17 protein-coding genes, 1 tRNA gene and 1 other RNA gene are annotated in these 18,367 nt (G+C 38.5%); 9 read left to right on the top strand and 10 right to left on the bottom strand.

The window, feature by feature from the left end:
- Positions 1-72: 72 nt before the first annotated feature.
- Entirely contained in the window at positions 73-1,098 is a 1,026-nt protein-coding gene (locus ABID39_RS06400) for a YdaU family protein (protein ID WP_354187137.1), read from the bottom strand.
- A 460-nt stretch (positions 1,099-1,558) separates the two neighbouring features.
- Here ABID39_RS06400 and ABID39_RS06395 point away from each other — a divergent pair, with 460 nt between their 5' ends.
- The 3 genes from ABID39_RS06395 to ABID39_RS06385 all read left to right on the top strand — a co-directional run bounded on the left by ABID39_RS06395 (position 1,559) and on the right by ABID39_RS06385 (position 3,862).
- Complete coding sequence (locus tag ABID39_RS06395; protein ID WP_354187136.1) at positions 1,559-1,876, top strand: XRE family transcriptional regulator; 318 nt, start codon at positions 1,559-1,561, stop codon at positions 1,874-1,876.
- Positions 1,877-2,167: 291 nt separating this feature from the next.
- Positions 2,168-2,557 carry a hypothetical protein gene (locus ABID39_RS06390; protein ID WP_354187134.1) on the top strand — a complete coding sequence of 130 codons (390 nt, stop codon included), beginning with the start codon at positions 2,168-2,170 and terminating at the stop codon, positions 2,555-2,557.
- A 537-nt stretch (positions 2,558-3,094) separates the two neighbouring features.
- Positions 3,095-3,862: a lambda exonuclease family protein gene (locus tag ABID39_RS06385; protein WP_354187132.1), complete on the top strand. Its 768-nt coding sequence runs from the start codon at positions 3,095-3,097 to the stop codon at positions 3,860-3,862.
- A 633-nt stretch (positions 3,863-4,495) separates the two neighbouring features.
- Here ABID39_RS06385 and ABID39_RS06380 read toward each other — a convergent pair.
- Together ABID39_RS06380 and ABID39_RS06375 are read right to left on the bottom strand one after the other, a co-directional pair.
- Entirely contained in the window at positions 4,496-4,741 is a 246-nt protein-coding gene (locus ABID39_RS06380; RefSeq protein ID WP_354187130.1) for a hypothetical protein, read from the bottom strand.
- Positions 4,742-4,984: 243 nt separating this feature from the next.
- Positions 4,985-5,059 (bottom strand) — tRNA-Thr (locus tag ABID39_RS06375).
- Positions 5,060-5,222: 163 nt separating this feature from the next.
- Between ABID39_RS06375 and ABID39_RS06370 the strand changes: the two genes are divergently transcribed.
- Positions 5,223-5,375 carry a hypothetical protein gene (locus tag ABID39_RS06370; protein ID WP_354187129.1) on the top strand — a complete coding sequence of 51 codons (153 nt, stop codon included), beginning with the start codon at positions 5,223-5,225 and terminating at the stop codon, positions 5,373-5,375.
- Positions 5,376-5,560: 185 nt separating this feature from the next.
- Positions 5,561-6,856 (top strand): UDP-N-acetylglucosamine 1-carboxyvinyltransferase, encoded by a 1,296-nt coding sequence (gene murA, locus ABID39_RS06365; RefSeq protein WP_354187128.1) that lies wholly within the window; start codon positions 5,561-5,563, stop codon positions 6,854-6,856.
- Positions 6,857-7,621: 765 nt separating this feature from the next.
- Here murA and ABID39_RS06360 read toward each other — a convergent pair.
- The 7 genes from ABID39_RS06360 to purE all read right to left on the bottom strand — a co-directional run bounded on the left by ABID39_RS06360 (position 7,622) and on the right by purE (position 13,663).
- Positions 7,622-8,443, bottom strand: coding sequence for a TIGR00282 family metallophosphoesterase (locus ABID39_RS06360; RefSeq protein WP_354187139.1), 822 nt, complete (start codon positions 8,441-8,443; stop codon positions 7,622-7,624).
- Positions 8,444-8,461: 18 nt separating this feature from the next.
- A complete protein-coding gene (locus ABID39_RS06355) occupies positions 8,462-9,070 on the bottom strand; it encodes a 5-formyltetrahydrofolate cyclo-ligase (RefSeq protein WP_354187126.1) in 609 nt (202 codons plus the stop codon).
- A 141-nt stretch (positions 9,071-9,211) separates the two neighbouring features.
- Positions 9,212-9,372, bottom strand: a non-coding RNA gene (ssrS, locus tag ABID39_RS06350) — 6S RNA.
- Positions 9,373-9,834: 462 nt separating this feature from the next.
- Positions 9,835-10,605 (bottom strand): tetratricopeptide repeat protein, encoded by a 771-nt coding sequence (locus tag ABID39_RS06345; RefSeq protein WP_354187124.1) that lies wholly within the window; start codon positions 10,603-10,605, stop codon positions 9,835-9,837.
- Between the two features lie 473 nt (positions 10,606-11,078).
- Complete coding sequence (ykgO, locus tag ABID39_RS06340; RefSeq protein WP_040296424.1) at positions 11,079-11,204, bottom strand: type B 50S ribosomal protein L36; 126 nt, start codon at positions 11,202-11,204, stop codon at positions 11,079-11,081.
- Between the two features lie 664 nt (positions 11,205-11,868).
- Positions 11,869-13,164, bottom strand: a complete 1,296-nt coding sequence (locus ABID39_RS06335; RefSeq protein WP_354187121.1) for a 5-(carboxyamino)imidazole ribonucleotide synthase — start codon at positions 13,162-13,164, stop codon at positions 11,869-11,871.
- 1 nt (position 13,165) lies between these two features.
- Positions 13,166-13,663, bottom strand: a complete 498-nt coding sequence (gene purE, locus ABID39_RS06330; protein WP_354187119.1) for a 5-(carboxyamino)imidazole ribonucleotide mutase — start codon at positions 13,661-13,663, stop codon at positions 13,166-13,168.
- Positions 13,664-14,826: 1,163 nt separating this feature from the next.
- Between purE and ABID39_RS06325 the strand changes: the two genes are divergently transcribed.
- From ABID39_RS06325 to ABID39_RS06310, 4 genes are all read left to right on the top strand, one after another.
- Positions 14,827-14,979 (top strand): DUF5993 family protein, encoded by a 153-nt coding sequence (locus ABID39_RS06325; protein WP_354187117.1) that lies wholly within the window; start codon positions 14,827-14,829, stop codon positions 14,977-14,979.
- 10 nt (positions 14,980-14,989) lie between these two features.
- Positions 14,990-15,568 carry a disulfide bond formation protein B gene (locus tag ABID39_RS06320; protein WP_354187115.1) on the top strand — a complete coding sequence of 193 codons (579 nt, stop codon included), beginning with the start codon at positions 14,990-14,992 and terminating at the stop codon, positions 15,566-15,568.
- 1,553 nt (positions 15,569-17,121) lie between these two features.
- Entirely contained in the window at positions 17,122-17,340 is a 219-nt protein-coding gene (gene infA / locus ABID39_RS06315; protein ID WP_004856585.1) for a translation initiation factor IF-1, read from the top strand.
- Positions 17,341-17,555: 215 nt separating this feature from the next.
- Positions 17,556-18,260, top strand: coding sequence for a Maf family nucleotide pyrophosphatase (locus ABID39_RS06310; protein WP_354187111.1), 705 nt, complete (start codon positions 17,556-17,558; stop codon positions 18,258-18,260).
- Positions 18,261-18,367: the final 107 nt, after the last annotated feature.

The following is an 18,367-nucleotide window of genomic DNA, read 5'->3' as shown; positions in this document are numbered from 1 at the left end:
GAAGAAGCATTTCCACGATCATCCTTGCTTGTGATGAAAGCTTCTGTTTGATCTCAAAAATTGTGCTCATGTTTATTCGTCGTTGTAGTTGATAAGATTACGGTAAAGAGCATCATCATCACTGCCATGAGATGCTGGTTTTGAGTGAGGCGCAACCGTGGAGCGAGAAGCAAAAAAAATAAGTTTTTCATGATGGTTTTTTATCCGTTCGATTTCCCAGCGATACCAGTTGCGCCATGTGGCTTGCCAATCTACTTTCAGAGCTTCTTTACCGCTTTTAGCTTTCCAGTAATCGCGAAATTTCTTTTCTTGCCAACGGGCTTGTTCTTCACTCAAACCTTCTAAAACCGCTGCGCTGATGTCTGCTTGCCAATCCGAAGGAAGACGCTGTCCTTTAGGGGGGGATATCCGGCTTTTGGATTTCCTGCTTACTTTCTCAGGGGGGGCTAAGGGGGATACAGGGCTGCCTGGGGTAGCCGCTTTTCCCAATAGCGCGCAAGAGCCTTCTATCCTTTCTTGCTTACTGGCGAGAAGAGAAGAAGATAGGGAGGAAAATGAAGACTCTTGATCTCGCTCCTCTTTTTCATCTCCCTTGATCAAAAAAAATTGCTTTTCTGAAACACCGTAAGGTGTTTCCTTTTCTTCTTCCTTCTGAGATTCTGAGTTTTGTCTAGCATCTCTTACACTCTCGTTGAGCAGGTGTTGAAATTGTTCATTGATTTTCTTGCGTTTTTTTGCCGAAGAACGACCCGCAAAGGATTTTTGTTCAAGCAATTTTGTACGCTCATAAAAAACATTTTCGCAACGCTTATTCCATAAACCATTGGCTAAATTTAAAATCTTTCCCTCTTTTATAAGCATTTTTAAAACACTCTCAAAAGTACGCTTGTCACAACCGCAAAGACGCGCTAAACGTTCTTGTGATAATTCTAGTGGACGACCACGTGCGTACATCTCGTTGAGAAGAATCGTATAGATTCCAATTTCGTGTGCACGCATTCCACGAACGCCTCCTAGAAAATCATTTTGATACCAACAAACATAGGGAAGCGTAGACGATTCATAGTGAGGAGTTTCTTGTTGATGAACATTTTTCATGCTTCAAGCTACTTTCTTCTTTATATATTTCCAGTGACAATAAAATTGGAAAAAAATGTTGTTATGCGTGCGTTAGCATTCGATTGAAGTTTTTGTGATTTTAGTAAAATGACTGTCATTATGTCGTGATGTGTTCTCTTCAATGACAGGATTTTTAAAACTGCTTTATGAAAGCAAACCTATGGTTGTTGAGATGGTTAGGTAAATACAGACTTACAGCCTGAAATTGCTTAGGTGGTAAAGGGTAAAAAGACAAAAACTTCTTAAAATTATGGCTTTCGGGGGGCGCCTTTTACATCCTTTGGGGTGATAAAATGTTTTTTGGACCCGAAAATAAATGTTATCTCTCCCAAAAAAAATAAAATTTATTTTCTTAATTTTATCCTTTTTAAAGGATAATGCAAGCCCGTTTTACAAAAAGGACGTGTTTTTTTTTAAAGACGCGCTATATGGTGAGATTATGAATATCGATGGTTGGCGTCAAAGATTAAGCGAAGCGCTTGAGAAAAGTGGACGGTCAAAAAGATCTGTTTCCCTCGCAGCCGGTAAAGGCCCAGGGTACCTTCATTCTATCCTAGCAGAAGGAAAAGAACCAACAATTGAATCTTTAGTTCGTGTTTGTCATGAAATTAATATCAGTGTGAATCATATCCTTTATGGGCAGGGAGTAAGTTCTAACGATAAAGAATTTATAGATCTTATTTCAAAGCTTTCTCCTGAAGAGAAACAGGCGGTTTTGACTCTTTTGCGGAGATCAAATGGCGAAGAACTAAAATAATCTCTTTTTGTGTTTTCTCATCAAGTTTGTGCCAGTGTCTTATTAATTCTAAATCATTCATTTTATTTCTCCTGTCTATGGGGGGTTATATTAAGTAAGAACAAATGGAGAACGGCATAAAGATATATGCTGAATAGAAAAGGAGGTGTTTTATTGATATATATGTTTTTTGAATGCTACAAAGATTAAAAATTTATCTTTTATAAAGGACAAAACTATTGACATCTCTTCCATAGAGGATATAAGACTAACGCTATATTTGAGCTTGTCAACTATCTAAAGGGGGAAATCATGAAAAATATTCCATTCGTTAAAGAGGATGAAGTTATCATCATTATTTGTGAAGATGAAAAAAGTGATGCTTATGAGGGAATTATCGATCAAGTCGAAGAAGTCCTCGAATATATCGAAGAATATGAAACTGTTCAAAAAATCTTGCGACTCGATCTCACAACACTTCATGCAGAAGATGTGAGTGAACAACTTGCTGATGCATATGTCGCAAATTATGAAATGGACGAACAAGATATTCAACTTCAACCATTTGTTCTTAACAGTGATGCTTATCATGTTTACTTAGATCAAAAAGCTGCGCGTGAGTATGAAGATAATCTCTATGGTTCTTACGAAAAACAACATCGTTTGCGCCCATGTGATGTCTTAGATGATTATTGGTGGTAAGAAATAACGGGAAGTTATTTCAAAACTTCTTCGATTCTACTGCTCTGGAAATATCCAAAATACAATCAGAATTGAACCACAAAAACACAGTGCAATTCTCTTCATATCGAGTTCATAGCAAGATGCAGAATCTGGCGAGAAAAATTTGCCAAAAAAATATTTCTGTAACGATTTTTGTATCCTGTAACAATATGCCTGTAACAATATGCCTGTGACAGCATGCCTGTGACAGCATGCCTGTAACAGCATGATTGAGAGAGAATTTGAACCGATCACTATAAGGATGCAGACTTTTTTATAAGATTGCTTCTTAAATGATCTCAAAGGTTTAAAGTTTTGTTGGTCTCATAGGAGGGGGTGGGAGAGATTGGGCGTGGAAGATGTTAGGGGCTTGCTTTGGGGGAAGCATGAGGGGAGGTGATAAAGGTTAAGATTAATCAATGACAATATATCGTAAACCTCAAAATAGTGGAGGTTTCAAAGCAAATGGAGAAGGTTGCAAAGAAAAAACTTCAAAAAAGGAGGAGATAAAAAATTATGCCAATTATTATCGATTGTATTCAGGGATCAGCACAATGGCAGCAAGCACGCAATGGCTTGATTACCGCTTCTTTGTTTGAAATGGTTGTGGCACGAAAAAAACAGGGGCAAAAAACTTCAAAATATCAATCCGTTATGATGAAACTCGCTGGAGAAAGAATCACGGGAAAAACCGTTGATGAGGGGACAACACTTGCTATGCGACGCGGAACCGAATTAGAACCAGGTGCACGGCAGCTTTATGGAACGCTGACCAATACAAAGCCTGAATGTATTGGTTTTGTTATTACTGAAGATCGTATGAAAGGTTTTTCTCCAGATGCTTTTATTGGAACAAATGGGGTGCTGGAAATCAAAACTAAAAAACCTGAAATCTTGATCCCTCATTTTTACCAAAAGAGTTTTCCAGAGGAGCATAAAGCACAATGTCAGGGAGGATTATGGATTGCTCAACGTGAATGGGTGGATTTGATGCTTTATTGGCCTGATATGCCACCTCTCATTAAGCGTGCTTATCGTGATGAAATTTATATTCGCAAACTTGAAAGTGAAATTAGTCGTTTTAATGAGGAGTTGGAGATTATGGTCCAAAAAATTAAGTCTACTCATACAGGGTTTAGCATAAGAATAGAAAATGTCCTGAAAGAGAGCAAAAAAGAACGTACAACAGTTAAAAATCAGGGAAAAGAGCAGAGGGAGTGTAGGAGGAATGTAGGGGGAAGATGTGGTGTGAGAGGAGTGTCAGGGAGTTGTCGGGGGAAGTGAGATATGAGAGGAGTGTCAGGGAGTTGTCGGGGGAAGTGAGATATGAGAGGAGTGTCAGGGAGTTGTCGGGGGAAGTGAGATATGAGAGGAGTGTTAGGGGAGTTGTCGGGGGAAGAGAGATATGAGAGGGGTGTCAGGGAAGTTGTTCGGGGGAAGTGAGATATGAGAGGAGTGTTAGGGGAGTTGTCGGGGGAAGAGAGATATGAGAGGAGTGTCAGGGAAGTTGTTCGGGGGAAGTGAGGTGTGAGAGGGGAGTCAGGGAAGTTGTTCGTGGGAAGTGAGGTGTGAGAGGAGTGTCAGGGAAGTTGTTCGGGGGAAGAGAGATATGAGAGGGGTGTCAGGGAAGTTGTTCGGGGGAAGAGAGATATGAGAGGAGTGTCAGGAAAGTTGTTCGGGGGAAGAGAGATATGAGAGGAGTGTCAGGGAAGTTGTTCGTGGGAAGTGAGGTGTGAGAGGAGTGTCAGGGAAGTTGTTCGGGGGAAGTGAGGTGTGAGAGGAGTGTCAGGGAAGTCGTAAGGGGAAGTGAGGTGTTAAATGATCATTAATAGTCCCCCCCTAACCGTCTTTGGATAGCGGTTTTGTGCGTGGACTTCATAACTTAAGAATTGCTTCTATTTTTATCCTTATCTTATTCTAGTCGTCTTCCTCTCTCATTCTCTCATATTTTTCTTCTTCCCTCTCTCTTCTTCTTCTTCTCTCATATTCTTCTTCTTCTAGTCTTCGCGCTGTTGCTTCGTTTTCTCTTGCAGCTCGTTCCCTTGCAGTTTGTTGCATTCTTTCTTTTTCTTTTGGTGTTTTATCTGCGTTCTCAATAATTGTCCCGACTATACAAATGAGAGCTACTAGGACGAGCAGAAACAGAAAACCATAAAGTGACATAGTCATTTCTCCTTGTTTTTTTGATTTTGTTTTTCTCTTTTTTAAATGAGGTGATTATTCTGAGAGTGAGGACTATTGTGAGAATGGGAATGAAACCGATACATTCTCTTTATAAGGAAGAGATCGTAAAACCCCATAGGCGTAACAGAGGTGGCGCCAGCTCGATATCTCATCACTTTTTTACAGATGTTTGGTTTCGTATTTCCCATAAAGCGCTGTAAATGGTACAAAAATTGTATGGAATGGTGCTGCGAGAGAGGATTGAACTCTCGACCTCTCCCTTACCAAGGGAGTGCTCTACCACTGAGCTACCGCAGCATTTTTCAATCTTCGCGCTGTCTTGTGCCATATTGTCATAAAATAGGCAAGAGAACATTTGTATCTTCTTGAAAGAAAACCTGTCTTGTGTCATGACATGTATCTCTTATAACACGGCTGTGAGTTGCTTAAAGAAGCTCAATACTATTCAAAAGGTTGTGCAATGATACAGATGCATCAAAGACAAAAGCAAGAAAAGTCAAGCCAACAAGAAGAAAAGGAAAAACGGCGACAGGAAAGACTCGCCAAACAATTGCGTCAAAACCTAAAACGCCGAAAAGAACAAAGTCGAAAAAGAGCACAAACAGAATCGTAAAACAATGTTTTTTACAGCGTTTTGCAACCAAACTTCTCAATGATTCGTTCTAACATTTTCGATTCATTTTCATAATGACTCGGATGAAATCATTTGGATTGGTTCTTAAACCATATAAAAGAATAGCTTCCCAAGGGGATAGAACCTTTGGAAGGGGAAAAGCAAAGGGAAAGAGGGAAAGTATTATGGATTCTATTCAAATCATTGGAGGAAAAAAACTCACAGGAACGATCCCTATTTCAGGGGCAAAAAATGCTGCATTGCCTCTTATGATTGCTGCGTTGCTTACCGAAGAAACCCTAACTTTAGAAAATGTTCCTCATATGGCTGATGTCGAATTGCTCATTCGTATTCTCAATAATCATGGAATCGCATATGCTGTTGATGGACAAAAACCAAACCATGATTGTGTGGATTCAAGAACAATCCATTTTACCGCACAAAAAATAACAACAACACGTGCTCCATACGAATTGGTGAAAAAAATGCGCGCAAGTTTTTGGGTGATCGGACCCCTACTTGCGCGATGCCGAGAAGCCTATGTTTCCCTCCCTGGAGGATGCGCTATCGGAACAAGACCCGTCGATTTTATTCTCGAGGGACTTAAAAAACTCGGAGCACGTGTGACTATCGAAAATGGATATGTCCATGCTAAAGCTCCAAAAGGATTAAAAGGCGCTCACTATCATTTTCCTAAAGTGACCGTTGGTGGAACACATGTGATGCTCATGGCGGCTGTCACCGCAAACGGAACAACAATCCTCGATAATGCTGCTCGTGAGCCAGAAGTCACAAACCTTATTCAGGCTCTCAACGCTATGGGGGCAAAAATTACCGGTGAAGGAACAAAAACTCTCACCATTCAAGGCGTGAAAAAACTCGGGGGGGCAAGAATACGCGTCATCGCTGATCGAATCGAAGCTGGAACTTATGCAATAGCGGTTGCTATGACCGGAGGCGAAGTATTGCTCAAAAATGCTGAGCATAAACACATGACTCAAGTGTTCAAAGCTTTACAAAAAACCGGACTCAATATCGAAATAAAATCTCAGGGAATTTCCGTTAAACGAAATCCACGGCAAACAAAAATAATACCTGTTGATATCAAAACAGGACCTTATCCAGATTTTCCAACCGATCTCCAAGCCCAATTTATGGCCTTGATGACGCGCGCTCAAGGAACAGCTCGTATCACCGAAACCATTTTTGAAAATCGCTTCATGCATGTTCAGGAACTTACACGTCTGGGGGCTCAGATAAAGCTCAATGGACAGACTGCAACTGTTTATGGAATAGAAAATCTGCAAGGTGCACCAGTGATGGCCACTGATTTGCGTGCTTCTGTCTCTCTTGTTATTGCTGCTCTGGCTGCAAAAGGAGAAACTATTGTTAGCCGCGTGTATCATCTTGATCGCGGATTTGAGAGATTGGAAGAAAAATTAGCCCGATGTGGCGCTGTCATTCAAAGATTAACAGCTTAATCATCTTCAATATTTGAGTGGTGCGCTTATGCATGGGGACTCTTGAGGTGGTGTGCTTTTAGTATGGGGATTCTTGGGGTGTGCGCTTAGCATGGGGAATATTTGAGTGGTGCGCTTATGCATGGGGACTCTTGGAGTTTTTTTTGATGGTTTCATAAGTCTTTCTCTTTTCATGCTGTGCGTTTTTGGAAAAGCTTTTTAGTGTGTACAACATGATATTCTTTTCAAGACGGCTTTTGAAAGAACTATCTTTAACTGTATCTTTCCGGAGGTTTTTGGCGTGGCGCTTTTAGAAAGTAACTCATGCACTAGAAAGAGTGGCGCCATTGGAAATAATTGGGGAAATGGGCGTGAGAGATGTCGTAGGAGCGAGAAATGTTCTGATGAGATAGGATCAAGAATTTAGGAGCGTGAGTTGGGGGACATATTACTGTGGTGAAGAGAAGGTTGGAAAGAGTGCTGAGGGAAGTTTTCTGTGAAAAATTGGGCACAGAGCTTGGAAAAAAAAGTGCGGTGGTGTTGGAAAAAAGCGCTGAAAACAGAGTGATGGAAGCCAATAGTTGTGTGAAGCTGATGACTCAGAGTGGGGAAAAAAGCAAAAAGCTTTTTTAGTTGACTAAAGGTTTGCGATGGTCATCTGAATATGATCTATGGAATGAGGTCTGCGTGGAATGAGGTCTGCGTGGAATGAGGTCTGCGTGGAATGAGGTCTGCGTGGAATGAGGTCTGCGTGGAATGAAAACTCTAAAAATTATGCGAAGAATGTTACCAAAAATCTGGAAATTCGGTCTTTAAATGAGGACCAATCCGTACGGCAGAAACCTTTTCCGCCAAACCCGTGCGGTCTGAAAGCTCAACCGCTAAACCGCAAAGTGTTGCCGGACCTTGTGCTGGCTCAAAACGATCCTTTTTTTGCTTATAAAGAAAACGATGTAATGGTTCTTCCTTTTCCATACCAATAGATGAATTATAATCTCCACACATTCCCGCATCCGACAAGTAAGCACTGCCTCCTTCTAAAATCTGAGCATCAGCCGTAGGAATATGGGTATGCGTTCCCACAATAACACTCACACGACCATCAAGAAAATGACCAAAACATTGCTTCTCACTCGTCGTTTCTGCGTGAAAGTCAAAAATAATCACATCTGCTTGCTCTATCAAAGAGCAAGATAATAAAATCTTTTCTGCCGTTTCAAAAGGATCATGCACTTTGCACGGCATAAAAACACTCCCTAAAATGTTCGCAACAAGAACACGAGCACCATTCTTAGCCGTAAAAACACCAGAACCCCTTCCAGGAGTTTCTCTACAAAAATTGGCTGGACGTAAAAAACGGTCGCTTTCATGAGCATAATAAAGCGCTTCTTTACAGGAAAAAGCATGATTCCCCGTCGTCACAACGTCAGCTCCTACCATCAAAAGATCATGATACGTCTCCTGTTTGATACCAAAACCATCAGACGCATTCTCGCCATTGACAACAACAAAATCAAGTTTCCATTTCTCAATGAGTCGTGGAAGTTGCTCAAAGACAACCGCGCAACCCGTTGTTCCAACAATATCACCTAAAAACAAAAAACGCATAGGCGTTTTAATCACATTTTAACGTTTTAAGAAACCTTTTTCTGTAAAAATTCCTTCCACAATCAAGTCGTGTTCGGCATGGGGAATCAATCCAACTTTTTGACAGGAAAAGCCTAAACCTAATAAATGAACCTGATGTCCTTCTTTTTCAAGAGTTTTAACAGCACGATCATAATATCCTCCTCCATAACCAAGACGGTGACATTGATTGTCAAACGCTGAAAGAGGAACAATAATAAGATTCGGGATAACAATTGCATTCTCTGCTCCAGGACCTAATGTGCCAAAACGCATAGATTCTAAAATAGTCTCTTGCGAAAAGGTACGAAAAACCATGGTGCTTGAATCAAGAACTGCAGGTAATGCTAAACATCCACCACGTAACGCTATAGCCTTAAATAAAGGACGGGGGTCTATTTCTGATTTGATGGGCCAATAACCAGCCAAAATCAAATGTGAAAAATCTTCCCATTTTTCTTCAAGGCTGCGAAGCAAGTGAGAACAGGCGCGCTGCGAAAAAAGAGTACGCTCTCTAGCAGAAAGGGCATCTCGTTGGGATAAACCTTTCTTGCGTAACTGCGATCGAAACGACAAAATAGCTTGCAGATCTTTTGTATCTTGCGTCATTGTTTTTCAATCATTTTAGACCCTGCTATAAGCTGCAGGAAAATAAAGATAAACTGTCAAAAATTCCCCTGTTCCAAAAGATATTATGGTCATTCACTTCATGCGAAAAAGGATTATAATAGTTCATTTTGTATGAAAAAAAGGTGATCCACAACAGCCGATGGAAAAAGTTGATCCCGGGAACCTACACAAATAGGTGGGCGCCATATGAAAAAGCCCACGAGCTTTCTCAGGGACAGCTCCCTTGGAGATCAATACGGTCTCAGGAATACGTTATTTCCTGTCGAGAAGCGCAGAACACCTCTATGAATATAAAACAGTTTGAGAGTTTCGGCTAGATATAAAATGATCTTTATATAACGTCTTTTTAGCCAATTTGAGAGGTGAGGTTTGAGGAGACTTTGGATGCAAGAGATGTTTTTGCGCAAAGAGATTGAGAAAAAACTGATTCCGCTATGTGTAAGGAGGATTTGAAAAAATGGCAGAAAATAAGAGAGAAAAATATTGAAATGAAGACATGGAGATAGAGCATTGGCGAAAAAGTAAGAGGGAAAAATTGGGAAAGATATCTCATTTCCGTGATGATTTAAAAATCAAAAAAATACACTGTTAATTGTGTGCTTCAAGTTTCAGAGTGTAGGGAAAGTATTATAAGCGCGATTCAGTCGCATAGGAAGCCAAAATGAATTAATCCAGCCTAGGAGCATAATCTTAGAGTTAAGAAGACAAAATACAAAAGCGTGATAAATAAATCTCACGAAAGATTAAAGTGTTTGCGGAGATTGTTCGTCTAATAAAACTTCAATGCGCTTTTGCAAGTTATGCATTTGTGGATAATATTCAAGCGCCTTTTCATAAGCTTTAAGAGCAAGATGTGGACGCTCTGTTGCTTCCATGGTTATTCCAAGCTCAAAAAATGCCATGTAATTACGAGGTTCAAGTTGGAGAGCATGATGAAGGTCAATCATGGCAAGCTTAAAATCACTCAGTTGAATATGAATCCAAGCACGTCTTACCCAAGCTTCCGCATAAGTGGGTAAAAGAGCAAGAGCATTGTCAATGTAATCAAGAGCAAGACCATGATTGTCCGTGCTGATCGCATTTTCAGCCCAAGACATCAAAAGGTCAATCGTTTCACTGCCCGATTGAGACCATAAATGCTGAAGCTGTTGACTGAGCTTCTTTGCTTCAGAAGCATCGGCACAAAATTTCAATTCTTTGAGAAGGCGTACAATTTCCGCTTCTTTACGCTGCTTCGCCCCATCTGCATGCTTATGCGAAGAGGAATCAGAATCTTCAAGAAGAGTCGCTGACGAATCAGAATGTGACGTCGTCGGTGATGAGGGCTTGCTGGGAATCAGATCATCTAAGGGCAAAAACAACTGTGGAGAAGGACGATCTTGAGGAAGCGAAGGAGGATTTTGACCATATCCACTAGAGGTAAAATAAAAAAAACTTAAACAAAGCAAAAAAAATTGCCGGAAAATACAGAACCTTTGCAATTGTAAAGCTTTTGGAAAAATAAAAAATTCCATAAAAATAAGTCCTCAAAAGTCAAACTTCTCTTCGCTCTTTTCAACGAAGACTATCACCATCTAGGCTTATGTCATAAAATCACGCTCTGTACGGAATTACCGGATAACAACCTATTAACCTCATAAACTCCAAAGGTAAACTATGACTTCAGTTTTTAACTTTATACTTAATGAATGAAAAAGAAAATATATTGAGTGAATAAAAAAGAAAATAGAAATCAGGCATAAACAACATCATATCTTTATGACGTTAAATGCTCAATATGGGAAAAACGCTCAATATGGGAAGAATTTATATATGATATGGGAAGAATTTATATATGAAATTTTAAATATATATAAACACTCCCTATATTGCCGCTTCGAAAGACAAGATCTCACAAAAATAAAACAACAGGCAATAAAATGGTATCAAAAATATATTATTAAGGAAAGAAGGTTTAATGCCCACAAAAAAGCAGGCACAAAAACCATTAGCCTTGACGAGCTCTAAAACGTGGATTCGTTTTATTGAGAATATAAACACGACCCTTACGACGCACCAAACGATTGTTACGGTGGCGATCTCTCAGTGCTTTAAGTGAATTTTTAATTTTCATCAGACTCACCGTTTATACATACCTCTATAACACAACGATAAGGAAAATCCCATACTTCCACACACTGCTCTACGAACATTGTGCTATTTTGTGTTACGACACTTAAACCTTAAACACTTTACTCATTATGACTAAAAAAGAAAAGTGCACCTTTAGAATAAAGGAGCACATTCACAAATTTCATCTCTACAATGAATAAGCGAAAATTTAAAAAGCTACAACCTTTCTAACAAAAATCCTTCTTTTTGTCAAGAGATTATCTTTTGTAGATTCTATGGTGTGTTTGATACAAATTGGCACATTGGTTACATGAAATATTAGAAAGCGCAGTTACGGAAAGCGCAGTTAAATGCCAAACTTGTAGCGCTGTTACGGTGATTGATAAAACACCTCCTGTTTTCACATTTTTATGGAAGAATTTATCGGGGTAAGGAGAAATTCTTATCATTGCTTAGTACTCTTTCTGGAATAATTGGGGAAAATTGATCAATATTCCTTTTGACTAACTTTTCGTGAGGAGATCTTTTGGCTGTCGTTGATGAGGTGACCTTTTGACTGTCGTTGATGAAGATGAATGGAGTTTCTTTTTCTTTTGCGTAAAAGAGAATGCCTTTACGCAAGGGGAATCCCTTGAGGAAAGGAGAAGTGAGAGATCTTGGAAAAATTAGGGGGAAGATTTGGTCGCTGGTCCCGTTAATTGGATGATATGTCCCATCTTGCGTAGCGATTGAACAGAACTCTTGCCATATAAGTGAACAGAGGTATCCTTTTGTTTCAAAAAATATTTGAAATCATTGAGATTATTACCAAGAAGATTAATCATTTGACAATTGCTATGACGGTATGTGCTGCCCAAAGGAAGACCACAAATAGCACGAATATGCTGTTCAAACTGTGACGTTACGCATGCTTTCTGCGTCCAATGACCAGAATTGTGGACACGAGGTGCCAGTTCATTCACTAAAAGTGTACCATCTATTAAAACAAAAAATTCAATGCAAAGTACGCCAACATAATCTAAGCTATCCATTACTGCTACGCTTATTTCTTGCGCAGTCCTCTGTACGTTAGGCGGAACATACGATGGAACAAATGATTTACGAAGAATACCGTTCTCATGCTGATTTTCGGAACAATCATAAAAAATATGCTCACCTTGCTTCGTGCGTGCTGAGATAACCGAAATTTCCGATAAAAAAGGCACAATCTCTTCTAAAATCGACGGCTGTCCATGAAAAGCCGTTAAGGCTTCATCAATAGACTGCTCATCTGACTGCTTCAACATAATCTGGTTCTTTCCATCATAGCCAAAACGGCGTGTCTTCAAAAGACCATATCCATTGAATGCAGAAAGCGCTGAAACAAGAGAAGAGTGATTATCAACAGCATACCAAGAGGCCGTGCGGATGCCTTGCTTATGCAAAAATTGCTTCTCAAAAAGCCGATCTTGCGTTATCTCCAATGCTTTAGAAGAGGGGTGAACACATTTCGCGTTCTCTACATATTGAGCCGTTTGAAGTGAAAGATTTTCAAACTCATAGGTCACAAGATCACACAGAGAAATAAAACGATCTAATGCCGAAGTATCATCATAGGATGCAACAATATGATCATTGGCTGTTTGGGCTGCTGGACAATCTGGTTCAGGACAAAAAACAATCGTCCGAAATCCTAATTCTGCAGCTGCTATGCATAACATGCGTGCCAGCTGTCCTCCACCTATTAAACCAATTACACTTCTTAAAGGCAATATAGTGGAGGTGGAGAATTTTTGGGATGAAGTGGGGGTAGAGGGCGCACTGGATGCCGAGGTTGTGTGAGGCATAGAGGGGGCTATAGACGCAGAGGTTGTGTGAGGCGTGGAAGGCGCGTGAAGTGTAGAGGGCGCACTGGATGCCGAGGTTGTGTGAGGCATAGAGGGGGCATGGGGTGAAGAAAAAATGTCAGAAGATTGTGTCATTTTATACCTCAGTGATAGGAGTTTGCCCGACATTGGCTGTTTGTTGATGACGCCAATCTTGTAAACGCTGTGCTAGGGCATCATCGTAAACTGCCATGACTGCGGCCGCTAAAAGTGCTGCATTAATAGCACCTGCTTTGCCAATCGCTAATGTGCCAACCGGTATTCCTGCCGGCATTTGTACAATGGAAAATAATGAATCTTGACCAGATAAAGATTGTGAGTGCACCGGAACTCCAAAAACAGGAAGTGAAGTGAGCGCTGCTAACATACCAGGAAGATGAGCGGCTCCCCCAGCTCCAGCAATCAAAATTTTAAAACCAGACGCTTTTGCCTCTTTCGCAAATTGATAAAGACGTTCAGGGGTTCGGTGTGCCGAAACAATACGAGAAACATGAGAAATACCAAGGCAGGTTAAAATATCCGCGCTATGACGCATCGTTTGCCAATCCGATTGACTGCCCATTAAAATCGCTACATCCCATCTTTCCTTCGTCATTGCTAAATCCTTTTCAAATGTTCAATGCGATTCTTTCTTTTTATTCTTTTAGAGTTTTATACTCTACTTTGCAAAGTCAATTGATGATAGAACAACAGTTTTTCAAGTGAATTTTAACATGGCTATGGATTTCATAACTATAGAATTTATCCATAGTTGATAAAACAGTGATGCTAACTTTTCATCATATTGTATTTCAGAAAGTATTTTCTGTAAAAAAAACTTAAGGGCTTTGAATACCTAATTCTTAAGAAAAAAAATCTGCGATTTTCTAAGTTTATCACACAGATAGATTTACTCCAATGAAAAGACAAAGGGAAAAAACAAAGGATTTTGTAAAGAAATATTTTAAAATCAACGGGCAAACAAAAATAAAAGCTTTCCTTTTAGATTTTAAGACATAATTTGTCGAAATATTATGGACAGTAGGACAATTTGCCAAGAAAATATATTAAAGTTATCTTTTCTCTTGGAATTATGTGAAGAGAGGCAGAGAGAAGTGCTTTGATTTCGAGTGTCACATCTTCGAAAGAAAATATAAAGAGAATAATATGTGTTTGAGTGCTTGTTAACAGGGAAAACTCAAGAGAAAATGTTTGATAGGTAAAGTACAATTTCTTGTAAAATTTTAAGAATCTTACATTGTGATTAAATTTTTTATTTGCTAAAAAGAACAATTGTAGTTAAAATCCGCCAAAATTTTAAGCAGCTTTAAGCCATCGCTTGAATATAAGGGGTGATGGCAAATTAAGACATCTGAAAAAAGGCGAATAAGATATCTGAAAAAAAAGTGTTTTATTCTGAAAAATAAAGGGGGGAAATCTCAATATTAACAAATAATTATATGAAAAAATAATTCCTTATCTCGCTACAAAATAATTCTTTCACGCGGGGCAATATGCTTTTTGCGCTTTTTTGCTTGTTGGGGAAATGCGCTTTTTTGCTTGTTGATAAAATTAAAGAGCTCTTGGTTAAATGTTTTTGTTAATATTGTTTTTTTATTGTTGATATTGTCTTTTAATGATCTAGTTATATCGTTTCTTATTTCATACCCAAAATTCCGTGAAATAGAATGATGAATTGTGAATAACAGGCGTGCTGTCTCTTTTTTGACAAATTTTGAGATATGTTACGTGTCATAATAAGTACAAGGAGATTTCACCATGTTTGTTCCATTTCTCATTGCTTTAGGTACAGCAATAACGACTTTGTATGGCAAAAAAAATATAAGTTATGCCTTATGGGCAGTTCTGTTGGTTGTCATCCTTCTCACCTTTAATCATCATGCAACATCTACTTTGAATTTGTCTTTTTGAGAGAGTAATCATGGATCATAAACAAGAAAATCCTCATTTCATCATATTCCTTAATGCGTTAGGGCTTATTGGATTATCCATCGTCCTATTGATTGCTTTTTATTATCAATTGGTAAAATTTGAATTACCTTGTCCACTCTGTTTGCTTCAGCGTGTCGGTTTAATGCTTGCAGGGTGTGGATTCTTGCTCAATATCCACCATAAAGTCAAAAATACACATTATGGTATGGTAATTCTTGGTTGTATGGTGACAAGTATTATTGCTGCACGCCAAGTGTTCTTGCATATCACACCAGATGATCTCGGATATGGGTCAACCTTCTTCGGTTTGCATTTTTACACTTGGGCATTCATTATCTCAGTCCTCTGTATTTTCGCAGTTTCCTTGGTTATGATTTTAGGTGAGTTGTCGCACAAATTTAAAATATTTTCTTCTTTGCCTGTGCTCAGCAAAATGGCAAGTTTCTTATTTGTTTTTTTGATTGCTGCGAATTTGATTTCTACCGTACTCGAATGTGGAGGTGGGCAATGTGCCGATGATCCCGTAAGATATGAGTTGTTGTCAAGTTGGTTTCCTTCCTCACCTTAAAGGTTTCTCATAAAACTTTAAGGCAATATTATCTTAACAAAGAGATGGTACTCTTCGTGGTGCCATCTCTTTTTTGATATTCAGGGAAAAATTTAACTCTCAATTTTTGTAGTACTCGGATAGGGCATTGTTGATAGCTTATGCAATTGTTACATGAATTCTTTGTATTAAAAAGTGTTGTAAAGTGTTAAAGTAATAAAGTGGTGGGAAGAATTAAAAATTATTGTTCGAAAAAAAACTTTATGGTAACTTGTGTAAGCACTTCTTTAACTTAAATCTTTTTTACTGATAAAAAACTTTTTTCTCTTGTCATTTTTAAATGGCGCACTAGATTCATTCTTGTCGTTAGATTTTTTTAGTATTGAAGTGAATGCTTAAAAAGTGTTAGGTTTAAGATTAGAAGGATGTTGTCAAACGATTTTCTAATTATTGTGGGGTCTATTCCTTGTGAATGGACCTCTCTTTTTGTTGTATATTGATCATTGCTGATATGAATTTATAAGCTTGATAATATAATGCATTATGTTCTCATCTTCGCATTTAAATTTCATTGTAAAAAGCTTTATTGAATAGAGGTTAAAACATTTTAACAATGCTATGCTTCTTAAAGTTGTAAAAGGGTGAACGAACATACCATTATTTTGACCGTCATATTGCTAGAAAAATAGGCTAAAGACAGCTTCTTTTTATCAACTATGAGCAACTTAAATATGAAGAATGCAGCTTACGATGATCATATGGGTTGTTTTGGCATAATATTTTTGTGTGATGACTCTTTGCTTTTAGGTTTATTTTACGACAATATCTAAAAATAGCATCATGTGAAATGCATGAGCTTTTACTATCTTTGCTTATGCAAGCTATAAGGTGATACTCTCATTCTATTTATCAATTTCTAATACTGTGATCTTTCTTATATGAAAACAATGTCATTAAGGTATTTCGTGAAGGGCATCTTGAATTTTAACTTCAAGGCAGATTTATTCATATGTTTCAGAAGGGTTTTTATAGGCAGTATCTTCTGTGAAATTACAAAAGCGTAAATCTGTAAATGTGTAAAAAGTAAAAGATTATGCCGTACGATGTTCTTACCTTATTGCAATGTAAAAGGATAAGGTGAGTGGATGAGAGAGGGTGATTGAGAAGAGGATAAAGGTGGGATGAGAGAGAGGACATTGAGAAGGGGATAAGGGTGGGATGAAGAGTAGAGGGTGGAAGGTTGTGTGGGAGGTGAGGAAGAGATTTTTAGGTGGTTTCAGTTGTGGTGAGTAAAGAAAAGATGAGCGGGATCATGGATGAAAGGATATAATGGAAGGGTATCTGCGAGTGAGCGAATACGCGAGTGAGCGAATAATCGCTTAGAACTTGTTTACGCTATGCTATATGCTAATATGTTAGTTAGAGCCTCTTAAGAGCGTCAAAAAAAACACACAAAAAGAAAAATATCTTCCTTTTTGTTAAATTTTATTCACAAAATAAAGAAAATAAGCTATCAATATCGAAAAATGACGCGCAGCTAAAAATCGTACGCATTATAAAGGAAATTACTGTTTATGTCAAAAGAAGAAGTTTTGGAATTTTCTGGCATCGTAACCGAACTCTTACCGAATGCAATGTTTCGTGTGAAACTAGAAAATGATCATGAAATTATCGCTCATACCGCTGGAAGAATGAGAAAAAATCGTATTCGTGTGTTGGCTGGTGATAAAATCATGGTCGAAATGACACCTTATGATTTGACAAAAGGACGGATCATATATCGCTATAAATAACTCAGAAATGCCTTTCGCTAATGCCTTTCCCTTTTTAGAAAAAACTTTAAAAAAATGAGAGATTATTTCTAAAATATCTCTATTTATTTCCTAGAAATCAAACATAAAATAAAGGCAAAAATCGACATAACTTGAGGAAAGCATGAATCCTAAAGAATGTTCGTGGCGCAAAAGTGAATGGAGTGATGGCTTAAAAGCATTCTGATGGGGCAAAAATGGAAAATAAAGAAAAAAATGATTTGCACAAAAATCCTTCAGAAAAAATCCAGTTGGTACTTGCTTCTGCTTCACCACGTCGTTTAGCGCTTTTAGCACAAATTGGACTCGATCCTCATGAAGTTTATGCGACAAATATCGATGAAACCCCAAAATTAAGAGAGCATCCTGCAAATCTTGCAAAACGCTTGGCAAAAGAAAAAGCGCTCAGAGCACAAGACTTTTTGCACTTAAGTGACAAAATAAGTGACCAAAAAAATAAACAAAAAGCTGAAAAACAGAAAATTGTCATCTTGGCAGCTGATACTGTGGTCGCTGTTGGATGTGTTATTCTACCTAAACCAGAAAGTGAAGATGAAGCCTATCAATGTTTACGGTTCCTTTCTGGACGATTCCACAAAGTCTATGGCGCTGTTTGTGCGCTCAATGAATCCGGAAAAATAACCGTAAAATTAGTCGAAAGTCGTGTTCGTTTTAGGCGATTAACTTCTCAGATTATGCAAGCATATATCGATTCTGGAGAATGGCAGGGAAAAGCAGGTGGATATGCTATTCAGGGAAAAGCAGGTGCTTTCATAATCCATATCGCCGGATCTTATTCCAATGTGGTGGGATTGCCATTGGCAGAAACTATGGATCTTCTAACAGCTTATCAATATCCCATCCTCTCAACTTGGACTAGCGAAATAAGTGAGATAAGTTAAGATAAGTTGATAAACTTAGAAAAAGTTATCAACAGGCAAAACCAATGAAATAGCCTAAAATATAGAAAGAAGAGACGCAGAAATCGAAAAAACAACACAAAAAAATG

This window comes from Bartonella japonica, assembly GCF_040545385.1.
In the GTDB taxonomy this organism is placed as follows: Bacteria; Pseudomonadota; Alphaproteobacteria; order Rhizobiales; family Rhizobiaceae; genus Bartonella; species Bartonella japonica.
Note: the sequence above shows the minus strand (reverse complement) of the source record. Positions and strands in the feature narration are given on the sequence as shown.